Source organism: Mucilaginibacter conchicola (genome assembly GCF_003432115.1).
Taxonomy (GTDB): Bacteria; Bacteroidota; Bacteroidia; order Sphingobacteriales; family Sphingobacteriaceae; genus Mucilaginibacter; species Mucilaginibacter conchicola.
Window position 1 is genome coordinate 1,831,194 of record NZ_QWDC01000001.1, and the last position, 23,265, is coordinate 1,854,458.

A 23,265-nucleotide genomic window follows, 5' to 3' on the forward strand; every position below is an offset into this window, starting at 1 on the left:
CCCTCCGCCCCCTAAAGGGGGAACTTTGATTAGTAAAATCGCCGTTCATTTATGAACAGCGATTTATTATTTTGATTGCCTCCTACTCCCCCTTCAGGGGGCCGGGGGGCTTAATATCTAAACTCTTTTATCACCTCAACCGCATACTTCACGTTATCAAACGGAATATCAGGCATAATGCCGTGACCAAGGTTAAAGATAAAACCATCCTCGCCACGCATGCGCTCGAATAAGCGGTGGATGCGATCTTTGATCACTTTCTTATCGGCATAAAGGATATGCGGATCTAAGTTACCTTGTACGGCAATGCCTTTTGGCAGGCGGTTCTTGATATCTAACAGATCAACATTCCAGTCGATAGAGATCACATCCGGTTTAGCCTCTGCCATTAACGGTGCGAAAACCGAGCTGCCTTTACAGAATGATATAACAGGGATATCTTTTCTATCAAGCTTGCTGATGATCTCCTGGATGTAACGGTGCGAGAACTCGGTATAATCATCCCACGAAAGTGCCTGCGCCCAGCTATCAAAGATCTGGATAGCGTTAACACCGGCAGCTATCTGCAGGTTAAGGTAATCTGCCGTAACCGTGGCAATTTTTGACAGTAACTGATGCGCCATCTCCGGCTCATTGTGCAACATCAGTTTGGCCAGTTTAAAATCTTTTGAAGATCCGCCTTCAACCAGGTAGCTCATTACCGTGAATGGTGCACCTGCAAAGCCGATAAGCGGGATGCTACCGTTTAAGCGTTGCTGAATAACCTTTATCGCGTCAGCTACATATTGCAGCCTGTCGCCTACATTGGTCTCTAAAGCGTCAACATCAGCCTGGGTGCGTACCGGGTTGGCAAATTTAGGGCCTACGCCTGCAGTAAAGCTCAGGTCGCCGCCCATAGCCTCGCCTGTTACCAGGATATCAGAGAATAAAATCGCGGCATCAATACCCAACAGATCAACCGGCAGCATGGTAACATCTGCAGCAATCTCTGGCGTTTTGCACATCTCCAGGAACGAGTATTTGTTTTTGATCTCCCAATACTGCGGCATAAAGCGGCCAGCCTGGCGCATCATCCATACGGGTGGTCGTTCTGTTTTTTCTGAAAATGCGGCTTTTATAAATAACGAATCTTTCATGTTTTTGAGAGAGTCAAGAATTAAGAATCAAGAGTCAAGACTTTCATTTTGTCTTGATTCTTGATTCTAACATCTTGATTCTGTTTAAATCAGTGCTTCTGTACTTCCTGCCTTACTTTCTGGATAACATCCTTCATTTTAGCAGTTATATTGTCTTTGTGTTTTTCTGTTAATTGCAGGTAGGCTTTGGCCTTTTCCCAGTTGCCTTTGCGCACGTTTATGTTAGCTACATGCACCAGCGCTGCTACGTGGTCATTAGCGTTACGGAGCGGATAAAGCGCGGCCAGTTCATAGTGTTGCTCGGCCTCGTCAAAATCCTGCTTCTGCAGACATACGCCACCGTATATGAACTCGTAAAAGCCACGGCGTTTTTTGCTCAGCATATCGGGCTTGTAAACCTGTTTCAGCAAGTCCTCGGCCTTTTCATATTCTTTGTTATGAAAAGCTTTTGCCGCCAAAACTATAGTGCCCTGCTTAAAATATCCATACACCAACGCTACGGCAAACATTAGGGCCGCCGCCGCTAACTGATACACCTGGTACTTAATGGCAACCGCCATCAGTATAACAAACATCCCTATTACTAAAACCCTTGCCCTGTTTGTAAACATGCAGTACTGTTAGTGATTATCAGTAAACTTATAACCTACGCCACGGATAGAGTGGAAATAAACAGGATTTTTTGGATCCGGTTCAAAGTACTTACGGAACGTAAGGATAAAGTTATCAATAGTACGGGTTGACGGGTAAACGTCGTAGTTCCAAACGGTTTCCAGGATCTGCTCGCGCGATACAGCCTCGTTACGGCGCTCTATCAGCAGCTTCAGCAGCATGGTTTCCTTTTTGGTCAACGCAGTGATGCTGCCATCCTCGTTGATCAGTTCGAACGAGTTGAAATGGATGGTTTTATCGCCGATCTTGTAGCTGTTAAACTCTTTCAGGTCGTCGCCTTTAAGGCTGCGTTTGATAAGGTTGTTAACGCGCAATATCAGCTCTTCCAGGTTGAAAGGCTTGGTCAGATAATCGTCAGCACCTTTTTTAAGGCCTGAGATCTTGTCCTCATTTGTATTTTTAGCGGTAAGGAACATAATAGGCACCTCAGAGTTCTCCAGCCTGATGGTTTCAGCAACCACAAAGCCATCAATCTCGGGCATCATTACGTCCAGTATCACCAGGTTAAAGCGCTCTTCTTTAAATATCTGAAGGGCTTTTTTACCGTTATTTGCTGTAGAAACTTTATAACCTTCCAGCTCAAGGTTTAGCTTAATGGCCTCTAACAAGTGCTCCTCGTCTTCGGCTAATAAAATTCTTTTTCTATTTGGCATGTGCTCCATTACATTTAGGTTTATGCAAAAACAACTTCAAAAATACTACCGGCAGGGCGGTTATCTTTAACTTTAATACTTGCCTGGTGCTTATCTAATACCTCTTTAACAATGTATAAGCCCAAACCTGTACCTTTTGTATTACGTGTATCCTCGCTGCCTACACGATAGAACTTATCAAATATGCGATTTTTCTCCGTATCAGCTATCCCGATGCCATGGTCGGCTACCTGGAATATGATACGGTCTTCCTTCTCAAACAATTTCACCACCACCGTTTCGCACGGACTTGAATATTTTACAGCGTTCTCTATCAGGTTAGTTACAACCGATGTTAACGCAAATTTATCTCCTGTTATCTTTATTTTAGGCTCAATCTCTGCCGCTATGATCTGCTGGTTGCAATCGCACTTGCTTATCTGCAGGCGGTTAACAATGCTATCAACCAATACAGATAGATTGAACTCGGCTTTAGGGAAACTGTACGAACGGTTATCAATTTTAGCCGCCAGCAGCATGTTTTCCACCATATCATCCAAACGCTCAACATCCAACAACGATTTATCAATAAAGTTGAGGATCTGCTCTTTGTTAAGGTCGCGTTTCTGGATGGTTTGCAGTAATATTTTTATGGACGCCAGCGGCGATTTAAGCTCATGCGTTACCGAAAGCAAAAAGTTCTTCTGCTGCTCGCGCAGGCGGGATTCTTTATTCAACGATTTATGCAGGAAATAAGCACCTACTAAAAATACCATCACGAACATCATGCCCTCGCCCATTATCATTCCCTTACGGGCCGGGTTAAGCACCACCAGCATGTAGCCCCACCATATCAGCTCCGCAACCGCGTAGATGATGATGGCATAAAATATTACAAGTGTCTTTTTCATTTGTTACCAGTTGGCAGTTTTCAGTTCACAGTTGGCAGCTTATTACAGTTGCGCATTCTGCCAACTGCAAACCATTAACTGCAAACTACTTAAATACTATATCAAGGCTATCAAATATAGCTGTTTTTGTTGTTTCTAAATCGGCGTTTGTGTGGGCCGATGATATAAAGCCTACTTCGTAACCTGACGGGCCCATGTAGATGCCACGGTTAAGCAATTCGCGGTGCATTTCTTTAAATTTCACCATGCTGGCCGGGTCTATTTGTTCTGCAGTACTGATGCGTTCCTGCTCGGTGAATGCAAACCAGAAGATAGAACCGATAGTGAACAATTTTACCGGGTAACCTTTACCATCAACAAAGTCCTGGATATCTTTTACGAAGGCTGCGGTCTTGTTGTTCAGTTCCTGATAGAAGCCGGGTTTTAACAGTTCACTTAGTTGTGCGATACCTGCTGCCATAGCCACCGGATTGCCCGACAATGTACCTGCCTGGTAAACCGAACCTACCGGCGAAATATGATCCATCACCTCGGCCGATGCACCGTAAGCGCCAACTGGTAAACCACCGCCGATAATTTTACCATAGGTGATAATATCCGGCTGGATGCCGTAATGTGCAGCAGCACCTTCAAAACCTACACGGAAGCCTGAGATCACCTCATCAAATATCAGCATGGTACCATTCTGGGTACAGATGTCGCGCAGGTATTGCAGGTATTCCTGGCTTTGTAAAAGCAAACCGTTATTAGCAGGGATAGGCTCAATGATCACCGCAGCAATCTCGCCCTTGAACTCGGCAAATGCACCTTCTAACGCTTTGGTGTCATCCAATGCCACAACGATAGTCTCATTAGCAAATGCATTTGGCACACCTGCAGATGAGGTTTCGCCAAAGGTTACTAAACCCGAGCCTGCTTTAACCAGCAAGCTATCTGAGTGGCCGTGGTAGCAACCCTCAAACTTTAAGATCTTATCTCGTTTGGTATAGCCGCGGGCCAACCTTATGGCCGACATTACCGCCTCGGTGCCCGAGCTTACAAAACGGATCTTCTCAATAAATTTATTGTTGCTCAGTATCAGCTCTGCCAACTCGTTCTCCAGCGCTGTAGGCGCACCGAATGACATGCCTTTCTGCATCACCTCAGTAACCTTCTCGCGAACTGCCGGGTTGTTATGGCCCAAAATAAGCGGCCCCCATGAGCAGCAAAAGTCGATAAATTCATTACCATCGGCGTCCCAGATGTGGCTGCCGTCGCCTTTTTCAATAAAAAGCGGGGTACCGTAAACAGATTTAAATGCCCGCACCGGTGAGTTAACCCCACCCGGGAAATAGGTTTTCGCTTTCTCGTACAGTTCGGCAGATCTTGTTCTGCTGATATCAGGTTTGCTCATTTTATATTTTTCGTGCGTCATTGCGAGCGTTAGCGTGGCAATCCCCGACTTACAGAGCGGCTCTGTATACCGGGGATTGCCACGTCGCTGTCGCTCCTCGCAATGACGCGTTGTATTAGTTCTTAATTCTACCTTACAGCCACTTATTCTCCAACACCTCTTTAGCGTGATAGGTCAGTATCGCGCTGGCACCTGCACGGCGAAGGCTCATGAGCACTTCGGTGATGGCACGTTGATCGTTCAGCCAACCCTTTTGTATGGCCGCTTTTATCATCGCGTACTCGCCGCTTACGTTGTAGGCTGCGATAGGCAATTGGGTGTTATCTTTTAAAAGTTTTATTACATCCAGATAAGGCAAACCAGGTTTTACCATCAGGAAATCGGCACCTTCAGCTTCGTCCAAACGGGCCTCGATCAAAGCTTCCTGCTGATTGGCCGGGTTCATCTGGTAGGTCTTTTTATCGCCAAATTTGGGGGCTGAGTTTAACGCATCCCTGAACGGGCCATAGAACGCACTCGCATATTTTGCCGAGTACGACATGATAGATACGTTGGTAAAGCCATTATCATCCAGTACCCGGCGAATGTAGCCTACCCTGCCATCCATCATATCTGACGGGGCAATAATATCGGCACCGCTTTGCGCGTGGGCCAGGGCCATTTTGCCTAACACTTCAAGCGTAGCATCATTCAAGATCTCACCGTTCTCAACAATACCATCGTGGCCGTCGCTGCTGTAAGGATCCATGGCTACATCAGTTATTACGCAAGCTTCTGGAAACTCCTTTTTTACCGCACGGATAGCACGTAGGTACAAGCTCTCATCGCGGTGACTTTCAGTAGCGTATTTATCTTTAAGCGCCTCGTCAATATTCGGGAACAGGTCGAAAGAATTTAAACCCAATTTAAGGCAGCTTTCTACCTCGCGCAGCAGATTATCAATAGAGTACCTGAAAATGCCCGGCATTGAAGCCACCTCGGTTTTCTGGTTCTCGCCCTCAACAATAAACAGCGGAAATATCAAATTGGCCGCACTAACATGAGTTTCCTGAACCATCTGGCGGATAACTTCACTCTTGCGGTTTCTTCTTGGTCGTTGTAACATAAGCTAATAGTTCATGGTTGATGGTTCATAGTAAACCAGCAACCCAACATTAATACAGGCCATAATAAGCTCGATAAATCACCATGATCTATGAACCATCAACTATGAACCTTAAATCCCAAACACTGCCTCAGCTAAACCTACCTCGTCTGGCGAGAATGGCAATACGTATTTTACACCCATCTCTTCAAACTTTTTACCGGTTGATTTACCTATGGCTATTACTTTTTGTCCGGGCTCAAGCAGGTTGTCGGCAAAATAAGCATCAACGTTACTTGGGCTGGTAAATATCATTACATCTGCGCCGCTTGGTTCTACGTCTTCTTCTAAAACAGTTTCATAAACGGGCAGGTCAATTATCTTGGTCTCAGTAGAAAGGCCTTGATGAATGCTCCTCATCGGATTATCCGCGCCCGGGAACAATACTGTAGTACCGTTTGCCAGTGCGGCAAAATCAGCAGCTACATCAGCGGTATCGGTACTCTCTCCTACAAAGTCAGCAAAGTGACCGTTACGGCGCAGCATATCCTCACTACCGGCACCCATAACCCCAAATTTCACCTTTTTAGGGAACTGTGGCGATAGTTTAAAGAAGTACTCAACGGCGTTTTTGCTGGTGAAAAACACCCAGTCGATGTTCTTCAGAATGTAAGAATCGAAACGGGTAATTACCGGTACAGTACGGATCAGCGAGCGGTCTTCAATAGAGATCTTGTGCTTCTCCAGCGCACGGCGGAAATAGCTTGTAGCCGATATATCTCTCGAGATAAATACTTTAGACGGGAACTTCCTGTCCTTAGCGAATTTGCTCAGGATGCGATCGATAACGCCATCCAAAGTTGGTGTCTCGATGAACAACCTGTCCGGAAACTCATCCTCATCATCAGATTTTGAGGTGAACACCTGGAACTGACCATTCTCTTTACGGCAGTAAACCCCCAATGGCAGGTGACAGCCACCGCCGAATTGCTTTAATACTCCACGCTCTAATGAAAGCTGCTCAGCAACTTCAGGGTGATGCAGTTCCTGCAGGGCATCAAATAAGATCTGGTTATTGTCGCGGATCTGGATAGCCAGTACACCTTGTGCCGGTGCAGGGATAAATTCAGTTGGGGTCAATTCCTCAACGTGAAACTCACTCAGATCGATACCTAAACGACTAACACCAGCTTTGGCCAACATAATGGCATCGTATTTCTCGTCGCGCAGTTTGCCTATGCGGGTAGGTACGTTACCACGCAGGTCTTCTATCTCCAGGTCGGGGCGCAGTGCCAATAATTGAGCTTTGCGGCGGTTTGATGAAGTGCCCACAATGCCACCGTATTTAACCGACAGCTTTTGGCGTACATCAACACAATCCTTCAATATCAGCAACAGTTCAGCCGGGTCTTCCCGTTCTGAAACTGCTGCGATGATGAGTCCCGGCGGATTTTCTGTAGGCAGGTCCTTGTGCGAGTGCACGGCAATATCTATAGTACCTGCCAGTAATTCTTCTTCTAACTCTTTGGTAAAAAAGCCTTTGCCTTCCAGTTTATCCAGGCTGAGGTTAAGGATACGATCGCCCTGGGTTTTGATGATCTTGAGCTCTGCAGGGATGTGCAGTGCCGCAAGTTGATCCTTAACAAAATTTGCCTGCCATAATGCAAGCTCGCTTCCGCGTGTGCCGATAATTACTGTTCTGTCCAAAAGGTTAAATTTTTACAAGTGCAAATTTAATTTTTTAAAGGCAGTAATTAAGTATTAAATAAGGATATGAGAGTGGGCTGACTGTTAGCATAGTTAAACTTTGTTAAAAGCTTAACTCATTTGTTAGCCGGTGCAATTATTCAGTTATCTTTAATTAAACCATTGCCTGCCATGAACCTAAAACGCGTATTCATTATTACACTTTTTATAGCCTTTGTTTCCTGCCAAAACAAAAAGAGCGGCAACGCGCTGCCACCGGTAAACAACAAGGGTGTGAATATAGCTTACACTGATAGTAGTGAAGGCGATACTACCTTACTATTTGTACACGGCTGGTGCATCAACAAAAGTTACTGGCAGGATCAGGTTAAATACTTCAGTAAGAATTACAGGGTCATCACTATCGATCTGCCTGGTTATGGGCAATCAGGAAAGAACCGGACTGAGTTTGACAGCAAAGCTTATGCAGGAGATGTAAAAGCTGTAGTTAACCAATTAAAGTTAAGCAACGTTATCCTGATAGGTCACTCTATGGCAGGTGATATTGTACTAAAGGCGGCTTTAGAGAATCAAAAGGTTATAGGGATAATTGGGATAGATAACTTTAAATCGGTAGGTGTTGCGCCTGCAAATCCGGCGCAAGCCAAAAAGGAATTTGCAGAGGCAATAGCTTTAATGAAGAAGAACTTTAAAGCAGTTGCTTTAAAATATTTTAACGAACAGCTATTCTATAAAACAACAAGCGAAGCGATTAAAAAGAGAATTATAAACGATGTTACCCATGCCGATACCGTTATAGCTGTGAAAAACATGGAAGACGATTGGCCGGATGAGGCTGTACTGCTTAAACAACTCAACAAAAAGCTTTACCTACTAAACAGCGACTATGACCCAACTAATGAATCGGGATTAAAAGCAAAACATTTGCCTTATGACCTCACTTACATACACGCAACAGGCCATTTTCCGATGATTGAAAAACCAGACGAGTTTAATAAACTATTATCGGGAATTTTAAAGAGATTTAAGTAGAGTTCCTCGCTTAGTTATTGATCAATATATCCTTAGCCATTATCATGGGCACGCTGATATATTTTTTCTCCATATAGTTGATCACTTTCTCCAGGATAGCGCGAGATTCTTCGTCGAGACTTTGTACCTCATCGGCAAACACCGTGTTCATTGCATTGCTGCGGATCTCTTTGATCTTCTCGGGCACTTGGCGCATGGCCAGCTCAACTTTGCGTTGTTTAAGCATCACAAAATATTCGGTAATATTTTGCTCTATGATGGCTTCTGCATGTACCAGTTCCTGGTAACGCTCTTGCAGGTTCTTTTTGGCAACTTCATTAAGTGAGTGCACTTCAATGAAGTTAACATCAAACTGCTCTAATACCTCAGGTGCGGTATCGTTAGGGATGGCAAGGTCAACAATAGTTTTCTTACCGGTTTCGCCGTTAAGTAGCGAGGTATAAATTTCAGGAGTGATGATTGGCTCAACTGCAGATGTGCAGGTGATGATAGCATCAAAGCCTTTTTTGTAGTTAGCAAGATCAGCCAATTGGTATGCCTCACCATTAAGATCGGCAGCTAATTGCTCAGCTTTCTCCAGCGTACGGTTAAATACCGCAAAGTTGCTAAACTTATGCTTTTGCAGGTATTTAGATATGTTGCGGTTGGTTTCGCCGGCACCGATAATAAGCACACGGGCATTTGAGCAAAGCTTAAGGTCTTTTAGTTTACGATAAGCTAATGAAACTACCGAAATTGGATTTTTAGAGATATTGGTATGCGTGTAAACCTCTTTAGCTGCCTTTACCACGCACTCCATCACCAGGCGCAGTTTATCGCCGGTAAGGCCTTCTTCGCGGCAATCATCATAAGCTTTGCGCAGCTGGGCCAAAATTTCTTTCTCGCCAACAACCAAACTTTCTAGTGAACATGAGGTACGCAGCAAATGATTTAAAGCTTCTTTGCCCTCAAAGATATTAGCAGCATCAATAAAGGTTTTGGTAGAATTTGGACAAAGCCCGATACGCATTTCTGAAATGAAAGCCTCGGCAAATTCCCTGTTAACTTCTGCTGCTGTAGAAAAAACAAACTCCACACGGTTACAAGTAGATAGATAGAAAATCTCGTCGATACCGAAATGCGCTTTTACCGCCCTGAGTTTATCGGTAAGGTTCTCCTGGCAGATAACCAATTTACCGAGTTCTTTCAGTTCGATCTGTTTATGTGTAAACGCAATAACTTTAAGATACTTCAAAGTAGTTTATTTTTTAACCCAACAAAAGTAACTCACCCCATTGGTTGTAATGTCAATTATTTGTCAAACAGGCGTATTTAGAATGGTTATAAATAATGCATTTTCCGCAATAAAATTTCGTATTTTTATAAATTCTTTAGTTAATCAATCGATTGAACAATTAAAAATGCGAATTTTAAAAAACTTTAGTCTCGTAATTTTAGTGCTCGGATACCTGCTTGCAGGCATCAATCATTTCGTTCATCCCGATGGTTATATCCGCATCATTCCATCTTACATTCCGGCACCTGTTGCCCTCAATTACCTGGCAGGTTTTTTCGAGATCGCATTCTCGTTATTGATGATACGGCCAAAAACGCGCAAGGTTGCCTCATGGGGTATTATCCTGATGTTATCAGCATTTTTACCTGTGCATATCAGTATGTTAATTAATGCACCGCTACAAATTGGCTCGCTTATGGTAACCCCTACCATTGCATGGGTAAGGTTGTTTTTACAACCCGTACTAATGCTTTGGGCATGGTGGCATCGCAAATAAACCACCTTTCGCATCAACGTGACGCCTTAACGGTTGCCGATGTTACGCGCAAATAAAACAATTGTGCAGCAAAGGGGTTAAAAAGGCACTATGGATCTGCAAAGTATTGAATTGCGCAACCTCGAAGCCCAGGATTACCAGGAGCTTAAAAAATCAATGAAGTCGGCCTACCTTGATATGGATGAGGACTACTGGGATTCGGCATCTATCAAAAAACTCATTAAACTGTTTCCCGAGGGGCAGGTATGTGTCACCGTAAACGGCGAGGTGGTAGGTTGTGCGCTCAGCATTATTGTTGATTACAACAAATTTGGTGATACGCACACTTACAAACAGATCACCGGCGATGGCTCATTTAAAACCCACGATGAAAAAGGTGATGTGATGTATGGCATAGAGATATTTGTGCATCCCAAATATCGCGGTCTGCGTTTAGCCCGTCGTTTATATGAAGCCCGCAAGGCACTGTGCGAAAAGCTGAACCTGAAAAGCATCATCGCCGGCGGCCGGATCCCTAACTACCAAAAATTCCAGAACGATCTTACGCCACGCCAGTATATAGATAAGGTAAAATATAAGGAGATCTACGATCCTACGCTGTCGTTCCAGTTGGCTAATGATTTTCACGTGCGTAAAATATTACGCAATTATTTGCCTGAGGATGCACGCTCAAAAGGCTTTGCTACGCTGATTGAGTGGAATAACGTTTATTACGAAGAAGTAAGTTCTGTTATCAATAATAAAACTGTTGTGCGCATTGGTTTGGTGCAATGGCAAATGCGCCCTTACAGCAACATCAGCGAGCTGATGAAGCACGCCGAATACTTTATTGATGCGGTGAGCGATTACCAGTCGGATTTTATCCTGTTCCCTGAGTTGTTTAACACCCCGCTGATGGCCGAGTTTAACCACATGGATGCGGCGAAAGCCATGCGCGAGCTGGCCAAGTTTACCGAACCTATTGTTGAAGCATTCTCTAAACTGGCGGTATCATACAACGTAAATATTGTTGCCGGCAGCATGCCTAAAATAGAGGGTGAACATTTATATAACGTCTCTTACCTTTTCCGCCGCAATGGCAGTATGGAAGAAAGCGTTAAAATACATCCTACCCCTTCAGAGATCAGCTCTTGGGGTATGCGCGGCGGTAACGATCTAAGAGTGTTTGATACGGATGCCGGTAAAATTGGTATCCTTATTTGCTACGATGTGGAGTTCCCCGAGCTATCGCGCATTTTGGCGAGCCAGGATATGCAGATCCTGTTTGTACCTTTCTTAACCGACACGCAGAACGGTTATAACCGCGTTAAATTCTGCGCCCAGGCCCGTGCCGTGGAGAACGAATGTTATGTAGCTATTGCAGGCTGCGTGGGCAACCTGCCTAATGTAAATAACATGGATATCTCCTATGCACAATCGGCTGTATTTACGCCGTCAGATTTTGGTTTCCCTACAAATGGCATCCAGTCTGAGGCTACACCAAACAGCGAAATGATCGTAATTGCTGATGTGGACTTATCGATACTTGGCGAGCTGCACGAATACGGCAGCGTACAAAACTTAAAAGACCGCCGTACAGATCTGTATGGCATTACTTTTAATGGTAAGAAAGTGTAGTTTTACGCTATGATCCTTACCGAGCAATATACCATACCCGGCGCTAAAGGTCGCCCCATTACGGCCGATCTTACTTATGATGATATTGATCCGCGGGCGCCGCTGGTGATATTTGCTCACGGGGTACGTGGTTTTAAGGATTGGGGTGCACATCATTTGGTAGCGCGCCACTTTGCAGAGAATGGTTTTCGCTTTCTTAAATTCAACTTCTCGCACAACGGCACCACGCCAGAGCATTTGACCGAGTTTGCGGATCTGATCGCCTTTGGAGATAACACTTTTTCCATTGAACTGGATGACCTGAAGAATGTGATAGATTTTGCCTGCAGCGGCTCGGCTATCCCTGCTGCTGATGGTGTTTATTTAATAGGCCACAGCCTTGGTGGCGGCGTAAGCGTAGTAAAAACTGCTGAGGATAATCGTGTCAAAAAACTGGTAACCATGGCAGCCATTGCCAATTTTGATAAGCTTTGGCCAAAACAAATTGAAGACCAATGGCGCCTGCAAGGCGTTATCTACATGAAGAATGCGCGTACCGGCCAGGATATGCCTTATCGTGTTACCATGCTTGAGGATCTGGATAAAAACCCTATCCGTTTAAACATCCAGCGCCGTGCGGCAGAGATCAGCCAGCCATGGCTCATCGTTCATGGCGATGCCGATGCCAGCGTACCATTGCAACATGCAGAATTATTGAACGCAGCAAATCTCAACGCTAAGTTATTAGTAGTTCAGGGTGCTGATCATGTGTTCAACGTATCGCAACCCTACTTGGAAAACACTTTATCAAAAGAATTACAAGAGTTTGCAGATGCAGCTATCGCTTTTTTTCAGCGGTAGACAATTAACATCTTAAAGTAAAATCAATACTGACTTTTTTGATTAAATAGTCAAAACATCCTATACTTGCTTCATGAGTTTACCACGGTCGCGTAAAGAAGGCGCAAAATATCAGAATACCATCCCTACAACCGAGGGTGGCTTCAGCGTAATGTTCCCTATGATTAAGGAATATATCAATAACAAAGCTGAAACCGTTCCGAAGAAAAAATTGGGCCCGTTTAAAACTGATCTTTCTGCCTACCAAACACCGCCGGCCCATGGTTTACGCATTACCTGGATAGGCCACTCCAGTTTAATTATAGAGGTAGATGGTATCCGTATTTTAACCGACCCGGTTTGGAGCCAGCGCGTATCTTTTACGCAGGCCATGGGGCCAAAGCGCTTTTTTCAACCACCACTGGCGTTAACGGATCTGCCGCCGATAGATGTGGTAATCTGCTCACATGACCACTACGACCATCTCGACGAGGCCACCATCCGTTTTCTCGCAGGTAAAAATATACCGTTTATTACTTCGCTTGGTGTGGGTAAATACCTGGCATCATGGGGCGTTAAGCCCGAGCTTATCAATGAAATGGATTGGGGTGATAACATCAACATAAAAACCTGTAAAATCACCTCGTGCCCCACAAGGCATTTCTCGGGCCGGGGTATCACGCACCGTAACGAAACTCTCTGGGCATCTTTTGTTATCAAAGGCCCTCAGCATAATATCTATTTCGGGGCTGATTCTGGCTGGTCGCCTGATTTTGAAAAGATTGGCGAAGCTTACGGCCCGTTTGATCTCACCATGCTGGAGATAGGCGCTTACGGCAAATACTGGCCGGATATACACATGGGTCCCGATCATGCATCAAATGCACACATCGCCCTTAAAGGCAAAGTAATGATGCCCATCCACTGGGCTACGTTTAACCTGGCCCTGCATGCCTGGTACGAGCCTATTGAGCGATTGGTGGAATACAGCAAGCAAAAAAACATCGACCTTTTCCTGCCCGAGCCAGGCTGCCCTACCGATGTTAGCACTTACAACTCAAACTGGTGGAAGAAATTTATGAGCGAGGGGGCATAAGCCTTGCTTGCTGTGGGTAGCTCCTAACGGAGCAAAAAAGTTAGGCTTATTATATTTCTACAAAGCGGTTGTCCCGACGGGACATTTGTTGGAATTAATAAAGTATCCCCCCACAGTGCTGCCCTGTTAGAGGCTACCGCTTTGTAGCTAATGGCAATTGCTCCTCTTTGTGCCGCAGATACAAACCTAAAATTCTTCCGAAACGGTTGCTCTAAGACACATGATTCTACCCCTTTATACTGCCTTAGATTGCCTCGTTAGAGGCTACCGCTTTGTAGCTGATGGCAATTGCTCCTCTTTGTGCCGTAGGCACAACCCTCACTCACCGCATCAAACAAAAAAAGGCCCCTCTATTGAGAAAGCCTTTAATTGCACAAGATTTAGGAGGGATATTCTTTACAGACCTTTAAAGGGTCGTATACATCATGATCAGGACAGTGCATTTCATCATGCACTGTTTTACCAATACAAATATAAAATAAGTCACCATTTAGTGACATATTTTAGTGAATATTTTTTTAGAGCTAAATGGTTTAAAACGTGTAAGTAATGCCCTATTCATTATTTAAAACGTATTTGGGTTTTAAGCGTTATCATTAAAAGGAGAAATTGTGATGGCTAATTTTAAAGATATTATTGCTTCAGAAAAACCCGTTTTGGTTGATTTTTCGGCAGAGTGGTGCGGGCCTTGTAAAATGATGCCCCCTATCCTAAAACAGGTTAAAGATGCGCTTGGCGATAAGGTTACTATCCTTAAAATAGATATCGACAAAAATCCGATGGCAGCTAATGCCTACCGTGTACAAAGTGTGCCTACTTTAATTGTATTTCAAAAAGGCGAAGCCAAATGGCGCCAAAGCGGCGTTGTACAGGCAGGGCAGTTGCAGCAGATCATCCGCGAGTTTATTTGATCTTACAAATAACTCAACCACCATTGGCGGTGTGTTTTCTTATAATTAGAAAACCACCTGCATGGGTAGTAAAGTGTAAGGATTATCCCCAACCAAAACAAATAAACTACACCGAGATTAAATCCCAATCCCGGCGGGGTAAACAGGAAAGGGTCGTTTGGTGTGATGATCTCAGATGTTTTAAATCCTTTGATAAAGAATACCGCTACCGTTACCAGCCTTATCAAATAAAAGTGCAGGATGTAATAAAAGAATGGCACGCTGCCATAAGTCTTAAAAAACGCCGCTAATTTTCCCGATGCATTCTCTGTTAAAGCCAGTATCAGCAACCCTACTGATAGCGTTAAACAACAGTACATTAATGATGGCGGATATTTGCTGATGTTAATGAACGACATGAATGTGAACACACCGTCCTTTTGCACAGCCCACGGCGCAGGGTCTCCGTAACCGTTAATAGATCGTAATACGATAAAAGCTGCGAATAACGAGAGCGAGCTGAGCATTAAAAAACGTTTGCGGCTCTCTGCCTTATAGTCGCTTTTATAAAGCGTACCAAACAGGTAGCCCAGGAACATTACTCCCGTCCACGGCAGGATGGCATACAGATCAAAAACAAAATGGCTGTTATCTAACGCAAATACCGAACCTCTGGCGGTGAAGAAGATCTTCATTAATACATCTTCTGAAGTATTTGGCGCAATTTTAAGAGTGGTTAAAGCATCGTGACCAACAATAAGCAGGATACCTATTGCACCAATAACGCGTATGGGTAACCAGCTTAATAATGCCAGCAATATCATGCTTACACCTATGGCCCATATCACCTGCAGTGCTACAGAATTATAAAGCGGGTTTAACGAGAATGCCAACGACATCAATACAATTTCTACCAATATCAGCCACAAACCACGCTTTATGAGGAAACCCGTGAGCTCACTTTTAGTGCGGCGGGTGCTTACCAGGTAAACAGACACACCGCTCAGGAAAACAAATATCGGTGCGCAAAAGTGTGTTACAAATCTGGTGAAAAACAGGATAGGCGTAGTAGTCTTCAAATTTGTTGGATCACCAAATGCACCGGCATCATGCAGAAAATCGCGCACGTGGTCTAAAGCCATTACCAGCATAATAATGCCGCGCAGTATATCAATTGATTGTATCCGCTGTTTGATGGATAAAGTGGTGGCCATTGCTTTCAGGATTTGGTTGCCTGAAAATACTTAAATTATTTAGTTTCGGCAACCGGTGCTTCCTGTTTATCAGCACGTTTGCGCAGGTACAACCACGATAAAAGATAAAGGCATAACACACCAAGTAAAAAGCCGCCCAATACATCAGTAAACCAATGCGCGCCCAGATAAATGCGCGACACCGGTATGGTAAATATCAAAAAGCCGCTAATAATAATAATCGGGTACTTTATCCATTTGGCTATGCCTTCCAGTTGCAACATCAGCAATATCAGGAAACCGAAAAATACCACATAAAACATCATGTGCCCACTGGGGAAACTTTGCTGGGTGGTTTTTAAAACTATACGCACCAGGTCTTCAGATGGCCGCGGGCGGTTAACCAGTGCTTTTACTATGGTGCTCACCAAGCCGCTAACCCCGGTAAGCAACACAAAGCCTGCCGCTTTTTTGTATTTAAACAAAAAGAACACCAAAGCTGTCGACAACACCAATATCACCGACTCCGGCATGTAGCCCGGCGTGCTGATCAAATACATCATGGTATCGATAAAAGGATTTTGATGCTCTTGTATCTCGCGCGAGAACTTAAGATCGATAGAAAGCTGCGGATAGATATGCACCACAACCGACAGCGCTATAAAGCCGACAGAAATAAGCAATAACACAAAAAGTAAAATACGCTGCCGGCGTTTATTCATGAGTTTATATCAGGTCTTTAAAATGTTTATAGTTCGATTTAATGGTATCTATCACTTCGTCCATACGGCCGTTGAGCATTAGTTTGGTCATGGATACGGCCATGCCTTTTACCTGGCTTAGCTCTACTTTTGGTGGCATGGCTAAGGCGTTAGGGTCGGTCATGATATTGATCACAGCCGGGCCATTGTACAGGAACGCCTCGCGCAGCGAATGCCTGGCCTCGTCGGGATCATTAATGGTAAATCCTTTTATGCCCATAGCTGTTGCTACCATAGCAAAATCAGGGTTCATCATATCGGTTTGCCAATCGGGCAGGCCGGCCACTTCCATCTCAAGTTTCACCATCCCTAAGGAGCGGTTGTTAAACACCACTATTTTTATCGGTAGGTTGTATTGTGTAATGGTTGCCAGGTCGCCTAACAACATGGATAGCCCGCCATCACCACAAAGCGCAACTACTTGCCTGTTTGGCATTGCCAGTGCAGCACCTATCGCCTGCGGCATGGCATTAGCCATTGAGCCGTGGTTGAATGAACCTATCATCCTGCGCTTACCAGTAGCATTAATATACCGAGATCCCCACACACATGACATGCCCGTATCTACCGTAAATATAGCATCTGTAGCGGCAATTTCGTCAAGCAGGCTGGCAATGTATTCGGGGTGGATGTTGTCTTTTCGGCCTTTGTCTTCCACATAAGTTTTCATGTTCTTCTTCACCTCGCCGTAAAACTCTAATTGGGCTTTGGCAAAACTGTCGTCCTCTTTTTGGTTAATGAGTGGTAACAAGGCGGTGAGTGTATCTTTGATATCCCCGTTCAAGCCAACTTCAACCTTAGCCCTGCGGCCAATGCGCTCGGGTTTGATGTCAACCTGCACAATCTTGCAATCGGTAGGCATAAATGGCGTGTAAGGGAAGTCGGTACCTAACAATACCAGTAGTTCGCTCTCGTGCATGGCGTGGTAAGCCGATGGCAGGCCAAGTAGACCGGTCATCCCAACTTCGTAAGGGTTATCATACTGAATAAGCATTTTAGAGCGGAACGAATACGCCACCGGCGCATGCAGTTTCTGCGACAAGGCAACTACTTCGTCGTGCGCTTCACCTGCACCTATCCCACAGAATATGGTGATCTTTTTATGCGAGTTAAGCAGATCAGCGAGTTTTTGTATATCCTCGTCAGACGGGCGGATAACAGGCACCGGATTATAATTACTGGTAGATGAGGTGATCTCCTCTGTATCCATACTCGTAACATCACCCGGCAAGCCAACTACTGCAACACCTTTACGATGCAAAGCAGCCTGAATAGCGGCTTGCATCATCCTCGGGAACTGTTTTGGCGTGGTAGCTACCTGGTTATAATGGCTGCAGTCATCAAAAAGTTTAATGGTGTTTGTTTCCTGAAAATATTCGGTACCGTACTCAAAACTGGCAACGGTTGAGGCTATAGCAATCACAGGTGCTTCAGACCGATGGGCATCATACAAACCGTTTATGAGGTGTACATGGCCGGGGCCGCTGCTGCCTGCGCAACAGGCGATGTTACCTGTGAGCTGTGCTTCTGCACCTGCGGCGTATGCTCCTGCTTCCTCGTGGCGCACGTGGATCCACTGAATGCTCCCCTCACGTCGCACAGCGTCATTCACTTCGTTTAAGCTGTCGCCGGTTACGGCATAAATACGTTTTATACCCGCGTTTACCAGCATCTGTACCAGTTGGTCTGCAATCTTGCCCATGTTATCCTTTTTGTAATAGTACAACCTGGTAAGCCGATGCGGGTTTTAAATATTTAGGAAAAGAAGCTGGTTTCTGAAATCAGAAAAATCGGGCCAACAAAAAAGCCCCGATGAAAATTCACCGGGGCTTTTGTACCTTAAAGAAGTAATATAAATTACTCGCCTTTTTCAGCGTTTTCTTCTTTGTCAGACGCTGCAGGAGCTTCGGTTGCAGGTGCTTCTTCAACTGCTGGTGCAGCCACAGCTACAGGAGCGGTTTCTTCTACTACAGCTGCTTCTTCAAAAGCAGGAGTTGCTTTAGTTTCTGCAGCAGCTTTACCTTTACCAGAACCACCACGACGACGTGATTTTTTCTCAGTTTTAGCTTCTACGTCTTTACCGTAAACTGTGTTGTAGTCAACCAGCTCAATGATCGCCATTTCAGCGTTGTCACCTAAACGGTTTTCTAACTTAACGATACGAGTGTAACCACCCGGGCGGTTAGCAATTTTCTCGGCAATTTCACGGAACAGGATGTTCACAGTGTCTTTGTCTTGTAAATAGCTAAACACTGTACGGCGAGAGTGAGTAGTATCGTTTTTTGATTTTGTTAACAAAGGCTCAACATACACACGTAAAGCTTTAGCTTTAGCCAAAGTAGTAGTGATACGTTTGTGCAGGATAAGTGAAGATGCCATGTTAGACATCATTGCTTTGCGGTGGCTGTCGGTGCGGCCTAAGTGATTAACTTTTTTTCCGTGTCTCATTTTTTTGTTGTTTGTGGCACGTGCATACCGTTGGGCGGCGGGTAAACGTCAAGCCCTCGGAATTACGCGGTGTTTGTATTTAGAATCAAGAGCCAAGAATCAAGAAACAAGACAATCTTGACTCCTGATTCTTAACTCTTGCATCTTTTACTATTCTTCGTCTAACTTAAATTTAGACAGGTTCATACCAAAAGATAAGCCTTTTGATTTAACCAGGTCCTGGATCTCAGTTAATGATTTTTTACCGAAGTTTCTGAATTTTAACATATCAGCAACGTCGTAAGAAACCAGATCTGCAAGGCTGCGGATATCAGCAGCTTTTAAACAGTTAAGTGCACGTACTGAAAGATCAAGGTCAACCAATTCGGTTTTAAGGATCTTACGCATGTGCAGGATCTCCTCATCAACTTCTTTAGTTTCTTCTTTAGCCTGCGCCTCAAGCATCATGTTCTCATCAGAGAACAGCATAAAGTGCTGGATAAGGATCTTAGCAGCTTGTTTCAATGCATCCTCAGGGTGGATTGAACCATCTGTAGAAATATCAAGGATAAGTTTCTCGTAGTCGGTTTTTTGTTCTACACGATAGTTTTCTAAAGTGTATTTAACATTTTTAATAGGCGTAAAGATAGAGTCGATAGCTATCACACCTACTGCAGCATCAGGGTTTTTATTCTCTTCGTTTGAGATATAACCGCGGCCTTTAGCAACAGTTAGCTCAACCTCAAGCGTTACTGATGAATCCATGTTACAGATAACCATATCAGGGTTCAACACAGTAAAGTTATTTGAGAATTTGGTGATATCACCTGCTGTAAAAGCATCCTGACCATTGATGATCACAAATATCTTCTCATTATCGCCCGAGTCGCCTGTTTTTTTGAAACGCACTTGTTTCAGGTTCAGGATGATCTCGGTTACGTCTTCAACAACACCTTTGATGGTTGAAAACTCATGCGTTACACCTGAAATACGTACAGATGTAATAGCAAAACCTTCTAATGAAGATAGTAAGATACGACGCAGAGCATTACCAATGGTTACACCGAAGCCTGGTTCTAACGGGCGAAACTCAAATGTGCCGTCAAAATCGTTCGATTTCTGCATGATAACCTTGTCTGGTTTTTGAAATGCTAAAATTGCCATTTATATCTTTGGTTTATGTTACTACTTGGGTTGGATTTAACCACGAAAATGATTGACATAAAAATGCCAATCATCTCCCTGGAAAATATCGTTATTATTTTGAATATAACTCGACGATTAAGTTCTCCTTGATGTTCTCAGGAATCTCATCGCGGTTTGGATAAGCAAGGAATTTGCCTGTTAACTCAGCAGCATCCCACTCTAACCAGCTATATTTATTGATCTTGCGGCCAGCTACTGAATTAGAGATAGCTTCAAGAGTTTTTGATTTTTCGCGCACTGCAATAATATCGCCCGGTTTTACCTGGTATGATGCGATGTTAACAACGTTACCGTTTACAGTGATGTGTTTGTGGCCTACCAACTGGCGTGCACCAGAACGTGTAGGAGCGATACCTAAACGGTAAACAGCGTTATCTAAACGTGCTTCTAAGAACTTTAACAAGTTCTCACCGGTGATACCTTCTTTAGCAGATGCAGTGTGGAATAAGTTCTCGAACTGACGCTCTAATACACCGTAAGTGTATTTAACTTTTTGTTTTTCCATTAACTGTACTGCGTACTCAGATTGCTTGCCTCTTCTTTTTGAAGCGCCATGCATACCCGGGCCATAGTTTTTTCTTTCTAACGCTTTATCCGGACCGAAGATTGGTTCACGGAAACGACGAGCGATCTTTGATTTTGGGCCTGTATATCTTGCCATTGTATGTGTGTTTTAAAGTATCAAACAGCCCGCAGCTGTTGAATCTTAGCTTTAAAAAAATAGTGAATTAAACTCTTCTGCGTTTTGATGGACGACAACCGTTGTGCGGAAGTGGAGTGATGTCCTTAATGGTAGTTACCTCGATACCTGTTGTTTGCAGGGTACGGATAGCAGACTCGCGGCCTGAACCCGGGCCTTTAACAAACACCTCAACTTTACGTAAACCTAAGTCGTAAGCAACTTTACCGCAATCGGCAGCAGCCTGACCGGCAGCGTAAGGAGTGTTCTTTTTAGAACCTTTAAAGCCCATTTTACCAGCTGATGACCATGAAATAGCCTGGCCGTTTTTGTTGGTAAGGGTGATGATGATGTTGTTAAAAGTAGCGTTGATGTGTGCTTCGCCTACCGGCTCAATAACAACGATACGTTTTTTGGTAACTTTTTTAGTTTTAGCCATTTTCTTAATTATTGATCTGATGGATTACTCGGCTTGCTCTGAAGCTCTGGACCCGACAGTCTTTTTGGTTAATTATATTCCTAATGACCGGAGAGCATAGACCTGATCTGTGCTCTCCAATCACTAATCTATTTATTATTTAGTAGCTTTTTTCTTGTTAGCAACTGTCTTACGTTTACCTTTACGGGTACGTGAGTTGTTTTTAGTACGTTGGCCACGTAGAGGTAAACCTTTACGGTGACGGGTACCACGGTAGCAACCTATATCCATTAAACGTTTGATGTTCAATTGAACTTCTGAACGTAAAGCACCTTCAACTTTAATTTGATCGTTGATGATAGTACGGATAGCAGTAAGTTGATCATCAGACCAATCTTGTACTTTAGTATTGAAATCAATACCTGCCTGGGTTAAAATGTTTTTAGCTGTAGTGTGGCCAATACCGTAAATGTAGGTTAAGCCTATCTCGCCTCTTTTGTTCTTTGGTAAATCAATACCTGAGATCCTTGCCATATTTTTAAATTGTTTTTTGAGTGAACAACCGAACGGCGGCTACCGTTGTACGAATTGCTCCAATGCTGTTTTGTTTACTAATTACCCTTGACGCTGTTTGAACTTTGGATTCTTTTTGTTGATAACATAAAGTTTCCCGTTACGGCGAATGATCTTGCAATCAGCGCTGCGTTTTTTAATGGATGCTCTAACTTTCATCTCGTTGCTTATTTATATCTATAGGTTATTCTACCCTTTGTTAAATCGTATGGGCTCATCTCCAGTTTCACTCTGTCGCCAGGTAAAATTTTGATGTAGTGCATACGCATTTTGCCGGATATGTGCGCAATAATCTCGTGGCCATTTTCAAGTTCAACTCTAAACATCGCGTTAGATAACGCTTCGCGAATTGTACCGTCTTGCTCAATCGAGGATTGTTTTGCCATATTTTGTTGATTATTACTTGTTTATCCGCCCACTAAAGCGGGACGCAAAATTAATAAAAATTTCTTTATTATTTATTTTTTTCTTCCAAAACTTTTTCGATATACGAAAACGTCGAAAGGATATCAGCCTGGCCCTTTTTAACAGCTACCGTATGCTCATAATGTGCTGATGGCTTTTTATCTACGGTTGATACTGTCCATCCATCGTCCCAAAACTTAACACCGGCACGGCCAGCGTTTATCATCGGTTCAATGGCTATCACCATGCCATCTTCCAGCTTAATACCTGCGCCACGTTTACCGTAGTTTGGCACTTCTGGTTTCTCATGCAAGCGGGTACCAACCCCATGCCCTACTAACTCCTTAACCACGCCAAAGCCATGGCTCTCGGCGTGCTCTTGTACAGCACTGCCAATATCACCAATACGCATACCCACTACGGCTTTCTCAATGCCTTTGTAAAGGCTCTCTTTAGTAACACGCAGTAAAGTTTGGGTAGCCTCAGGGATCTCGCCTATCGCGAAAGTATAAGCCGAGTCGCCGTAGTATTTGTTTAGCACAACGCCACAGTCAACAGATACCACATCACCCTCTACAAGCACATGCTTGCTCGGGAAACCATGTACCACCTGGTCATTAAGCGAAATACATAACGAAAATGGGAAACCGTTATAATTGAGGAAGGCCGGCACACCGCCATTATCACGTATAAACGTTTCGGCCAGTGTGTTTAGTTCTAAAGTAGTAACACCCGGGGCAATAACCTTGGCTATTTCCCCGAGTGTTTTAGAAACAAGTAAAGAACTTTCTCTTATGAGTTCTATCTCTTCGATAGACTTATAATGGATCTTTGACATGTAT

At 44.1% G+C, this 23,265-nt stretch carries 25 protein-coding genes; 6 read left to right on the forward strand and 19 right to left on the reverse strand.

Annotated elements, in window-relative coordinates:
- Positions 1–110: 110 nt before the first annotated feature.
- From hemE to hemC, 7 genes are all read right to left on the reverse strand, one after another.
- On the reverse strand, positions 111–1,136 hold the full coding sequence (gene hemE / locus D0C36_RS08215; RefSeq protein ID WP_117391055.1) for a uroporphyrinogen decarboxylase: 1,026 nt from the start codon (positions 1,134–1,136) through the stop codon (positions 111–113).
- Between the two features lie 89 nt (positions 1,137–1,225).
- Positions 1,226–1,747 carry a tetratricopeptide repeat protein gene (locus D0C36_RS08220; protein ID WP_117391056.1) on the reverse strand — a complete coding sequence of 174 codons (522 nt, stop codon included), beginning with the start codon at positions 1,745–1,747 and terminating at the stop codon, positions 1,226–1,228.
- 9 nt (positions 1,748–1,756) lie between these two features.
- Positions 1,757–2,461, reverse strand: coding sequence for a response regulator transcription factor (locus D0C36_RS08225; RefSeq protein ID WP_117391405.1), 705 nt, complete (start codon positions 2,459–2,461; stop codon positions 1,757–1,759).
- Between the two features lie 20 nt (positions 2,462–2,481).
- Positions 2,482–3,351: a sensor histidine kinase gene (locus D0C36_RS08230; protein ID WP_117391057.1), complete on the reverse strand. Its 870-nt coding sequence runs from the start codon at positions 3,349–3,351 to the stop codon at positions 2,482–2,484.
- Between the two features lie 85 nt (positions 3,352–3,436).
- Positions 3,437–4,744: a glutamate-1-semialdehyde 2,1-aminomutase gene (gene hemL / locus D0C36_RS08235; protein ID WP_394339839.1), complete on the reverse strand. Its 1,308-nt coding sequence runs from the start codon at positions 4,742–4,744 to the stop codon at positions 3,437–3,439.
- A gap of 133 nt (positions 4,745–4,877) precedes the next feature.
- A complete protein-coding gene (hemB, locus tag D0C36_RS08240; RefSeq protein ID WP_117391059.1) occupies positions 4,878–5,849 on the reverse strand; it encodes a porphobilinogen synthase in 972 nt (323 codons plus the stop codon).
- A gap of 111 nt (positions 5,850–5,960) precedes the next feature.
- A complete protein-coding gene (hemC, locus tag D0C36_RS08245; protein WP_117391060.1) occupies positions 5,961–7,535 on the reverse strand; it encodes a hydroxymethylbilane synthase in 1,575 nt (524 codons plus the stop codon).
- A 171-nt stretch (positions 7,536–7,706) separates the two neighbouring features.
- Here hemC and D0C36_RS08250 point away from each other — a divergent pair, with 171 nt between their 5' ends.
- A complete protein-coding gene (locus D0C36_RS08250) occupies positions 7,707–8,567 on the forward strand; it encodes an alpha/beta fold hydrolase (RefSeq protein ID WP_147321961.1) in 861 nt (286 codons plus the stop codon).
- Between the two features lie 10 nt (positions 8,568–8,577).
- Here the strand turns inward: D0C36_RS08250 and hemA are convergent, their stop codons facing one another.
- Complete coding sequence (gene hemA, locus D0C36_RS08255; protein ID WP_117391062.1) at positions 8,578–9,801, reverse strand: glutamyl-tRNA reductase; 1,224 nt, start codon at positions 9,799–9,801, stop codon at positions 8,578–8,580.
- A gap of 166 nt (positions 9,802–9,967) precedes the next feature.
- On the opposite strand from hemA, the gene D0C36_RS08260 reads away from it, so the two are divergent.
- From D0C36_RS08260 to trxA, 5 genes are all read left to right on the forward strand, one after another.
- On the forward strand, positions 9,968–10,339 hold the full coding sequence (locus D0C36_RS08260) for a DoxX family protein (protein WP_117391406.1): 372 nt from the start codon (positions 9,968–9,970) through the stop codon (positions 10,337–10,339).
- A 90-nt stretch (positions 10,340–10,429) separates the two neighbouring features.
- Positions 10,430–11,956: a bifunctional GNAT family N-acetyltransferase/carbon-nitrogen hydrolase family protein gene (locus tag D0C36_RS08265; protein WP_117391063.1), complete on the forward strand. Its 1,527-nt coding sequence runs from the start codon at positions 10,430–10,432 to the stop codon at positions 11,954–11,956.
- Positions 11,957–11,965: 9 nt separating this feature from the next.
- A complete protein-coding gene (locus tag D0C36_RS08270; protein ID WP_117391064.1) occupies positions 11,966–12,796 on the forward strand; it encodes an alpha/beta hydrolase in 831 nt (276 codons plus the stop codon).
- Positions 12,797–12,869: 73 nt separating this feature from the next.
- A complete protein-coding gene (locus tag D0C36_RS08275) occupies positions 12,870–13,871 on the forward strand; it encodes an MBL fold metallo-hydrolase (RefSeq protein ID WP_117391065.1) in 1,002 nt (333 codons plus the stop codon).
- A 614-nt stretch (positions 13,872–14,485) separates the two neighbouring features.
- Positions 14,486–14,782, forward strand: coding sequence for a thioredoxin (trxA, locus tag D0C36_RS08280; RefSeq protein WP_117391066.1), 297 nt, complete (start codon positions 14,486–14,488; stop codon positions 14,780–14,782).
- A gap of 2 nt (positions 14,783–14,784) precedes the next feature.
- Here the strand turns inward: trxA and D0C36_RS08285 are convergent, their stop codons facing one another.
- From D0C36_RS08285 to map, 11 genes are all read right to left on the reverse strand, one after another.
- A complete protein-coding gene (locus D0C36_RS08285) occupies positions 14,785–15,975 on the reverse strand; it encodes a DUF1624 domain-containing protein (protein ID WP_117391067.1) in 1,191 nt (396 codons plus the stop codon).
- Positions 15,976–16,010: 35 nt separating this feature from the next.
- A complete protein-coding gene (locus tag D0C36_RS08290; protein WP_117391068.1) occupies positions 16,011–16,676 on the reverse strand; it encodes a phosphatase PAP2 family protein in 666 nt (221 codons plus the stop codon).
- Positions 16,677–16,680: 4 nt separating this feature from the next.
- Positions 16,681–18,417: a thiamine pyrophosphate-dependent enzyme gene (locus D0C36_RS08295; RefSeq protein WP_117391407.1), complete on the reverse strand. Its 1,737-nt coding sequence runs from the start codon at positions 18,415–18,417 to the stop codon at positions 16,681–16,683.
- Positions 18,418–18,572: 155 nt separating this feature from the next.
- Positions 18,573–19,163 (reverse strand): 50S ribosomal protein L17, encoded by a 591-nt coding sequence (gene rplQ / locus D0C36_RS08300; RefSeq protein ID WP_117391069.1) that lies wholly within the window; start codon positions 19,161–19,163, stop codon positions 18,573–18,575.
- A gap of 150 nt (positions 19,164–19,313) precedes the next feature.
- Positions 19,314–20,306 carry a DNA-directed RNA polymerase subunit alpha gene (locus D0C36_RS08305; RefSeq protein ID WP_117391070.1) on the reverse strand — a complete coding sequence of 331 codons (993 nt, stop codon included), beginning with the start codon at positions 20,304–20,306 and terminating at the stop codon, positions 19,314–19,316.
- A gap of 94 nt (positions 20,307–20,400) precedes the next feature.
- Positions 20,401–21,009: a 30S ribosomal protein S4 gene (gene rpsD / locus D0C36_RS08310; protein WP_117391071.1), complete on the reverse strand. Its 609-nt coding sequence runs from the start codon at positions 21,007–21,009 to the stop codon at positions 20,401–20,403.
- Positions 21,010–21,076: 67 nt separating this feature from the next.
- Positions 21,077–21,466, reverse strand: a complete 390-nt coding sequence (gene rpsK / locus D0C36_RS08315; protein WP_095703479.1) for a 30S ribosomal protein S11 — start codon at positions 21,464–21,466, stop codon at positions 21,077–21,079.
- A 135-nt stretch (positions 21,467–21,601) separates the two neighbouring features.
- Positions 21,602–21,979 (reverse strand): 30S ribosomal protein S13, encoded by a 378-nt coding sequence (gene rpsM / locus D0C36_RS08320; RefSeq protein ID WP_117391072.1) that lies wholly within the window; start codon positions 21,977–21,979, stop codon positions 21,602–21,604.
- Positions 21,980–22,060: 81 nt separating this feature from the next.
- Positions 22,061–22,177, reverse strand: a complete 117-nt coding sequence (gene ykgO / locus D0C36_RS08325; RefSeq protein ID WP_022833269.1) for a type B 50S ribosomal protein L36 — start codon at positions 22,175–22,177, stop codon at positions 22,061–22,063.
- An 8-nt stretch (positions 22,178–22,185) separates the two neighbouring features.
- Complete coding sequence (gene infA / locus D0C36_RS08330; RefSeq protein WP_022833270.1) at positions 22,186–22,404, reverse strand: translation initiation factor IF-1; 219 nt, start codon at positions 22,402–22,404, stop codon at positions 22,186–22,188.
- 68 nt (positions 22,405–22,472) lie between these two features.
- Positions 22,473–23,261, reverse strand: coding sequence for a type I methionyl aminopeptidase (map, locus tag D0C36_RS08335; RefSeq protein ID WP_117391073.1), 789 nt, complete (start codon positions 23,259–23,261; stop codon positions 22,473–22,475).
- Between the last annotated feature and the right edge of the window lie 4 nt (positions 23,262–23,265).

Coding starts and splice junctions, on each gene's coding strand:
- rplQ (WP_117391069.1), bottom strand. CDS start 19,163: ATGAGACACGGAAAAAAAGTTAATCACTTAGGCCGCACCGACAGCCAC.
- map (WP_117391073.1), bottom strand. CDS start 23,261: ATGTCAAAGATCCATTATAAGTCTATCGAAGAGATAGAACTCATAAGA.
- D0C36_RS08285 (WP_117391067.1), bottom strand. CDS start 15,975: ATGGCCACCACTTTATCCATCAAACAGCGGATACAATCAATTGATATA.
- D0C36_RS08305 (WP_117391070.1), bottom strand. CDS start 20,306: ATGGCAATTTTAGCATTTCAAAAACCAGACAAGGTTATCATGCAGAAA.
- trxA (WP_117391066.1), top strand. CDS start 14,486: ATGGCTAATTTTAAAGATATTATTGCTTCAGAAAAACCCGTTTTGGTT.
- D0C36_RS08260 (WP_117391406.1), top strand. CDS start 9,968: ATGCGAATTTTAAAAAACTTTAGTCTCGTAATTTTAGTGCTCGGATAC.
- D0C36_RS08230 (WP_117391057.1), bottom strand. CDS start 3,351: ATGAAAAAGACACTTGTAATATTTTATGCCATCATCATCTACGCGGTT.
- hemB (WP_117391059.1), bottom strand. CDS start 5,849: ATGTTACAACGACCAAGAAGAAACCGCAAGAGTGAAGTTATCCGCCAG.
- D0C36_RS08275 (WP_117391065.1), top strand. CDS start 12,870: ATGAGTTTACCACGGTCGCGTAAAGAAGGCGCAAAATATCAGAATACC.
- D0C36_RS08295 (WP_117391407.1), bottom strand. CDS start 18,417: ATGGGCAAGATTGCAGACCAACTGGTACAGATGCTGGTAAACGCGGGT.
- rpsK (WP_095703479.1), bottom strand. CDS start 21,466: ATGGCTAAAACTAAAAAAGTTACCAAAAAACGTATCGTTGTTATTGAG.
- hemE (WP_117391055.1), bottom strand. CDS start 1,136: ATGAAAGATTCGTTATTTATAAAAGCCGCATTTTCAGAAAAAACAGAA.
- D0C36_RS08265 (WP_117391063.1), top strand. CDS start 10,430: ATGGATCTGCAAAGTATTGAATTGCGCAACCTCGAAGCCCAGGATTAC.
- infA (WP_022833270.1), bottom strand. CDS start 22,404: ATGGCAAAACAATCCTCGATTGAGCAAGACGGTACAATTCGCGAAGCG.
- rpsM (WP_117391072.1), bottom strand. CDS start 21,979: ATGGCAAGGATCTCAGGTATTGATTTACCAAAGAACAAAAGAGGCGAG.
- D0C36_RS08220 (WP_117391056.1), bottom strand. CDS start 1,747: ATGTTTACAAACAGGGCAAGGGTTTTAGTAATAGGGATGTTTGTTATA.
- D0C36_RS08225 (WP_117391405.1), bottom strand. CDS start 2,461: ATGCCAAATAGAAAAAGAATTTTATTAGCCGAAGACGAGGAGCACTTG.
- ykgO (WP_022833269.1), bottom strand. CDS start 22,177: ATGAAAGTTAGAGCATCCATTAAAAAACGCAGCGCTGATTGCAAGATC.
- D0C36_RS08270 (WP_117391064.1), top strand. CDS start 11,966: ATGATCCTTACCGAGCAATATACCATACCCGGCGCTAAAGGTCGCCCC.
- rpsD (WP_117391071.1), bottom strand. CDS start 21,009: ATGGCAAGATATACAGGCCCAAAATCAAAGATCGCTCGTCGTTTCCGT.
- D0C36_RS08250 (WP_147321961.1), top strand. CDS start 7,707: ATGAACCTAAAACGCGTATTCATTATTACACTTTTTATAGCCTTTGTT.
- hemL (WP_394339839.1), bottom strand. CDS start 4,744: ATGAGCAAACCTGATATCAGCAGAACAAGATCTGCCGAACTGTACGAG.
- D0C36_RS08290 (WP_117391068.1), bottom strand. CDS start 16,676: ATGAATAAACGCCGGCAGCGTATTTTACTTTTTGTGTTATTGCTTATT.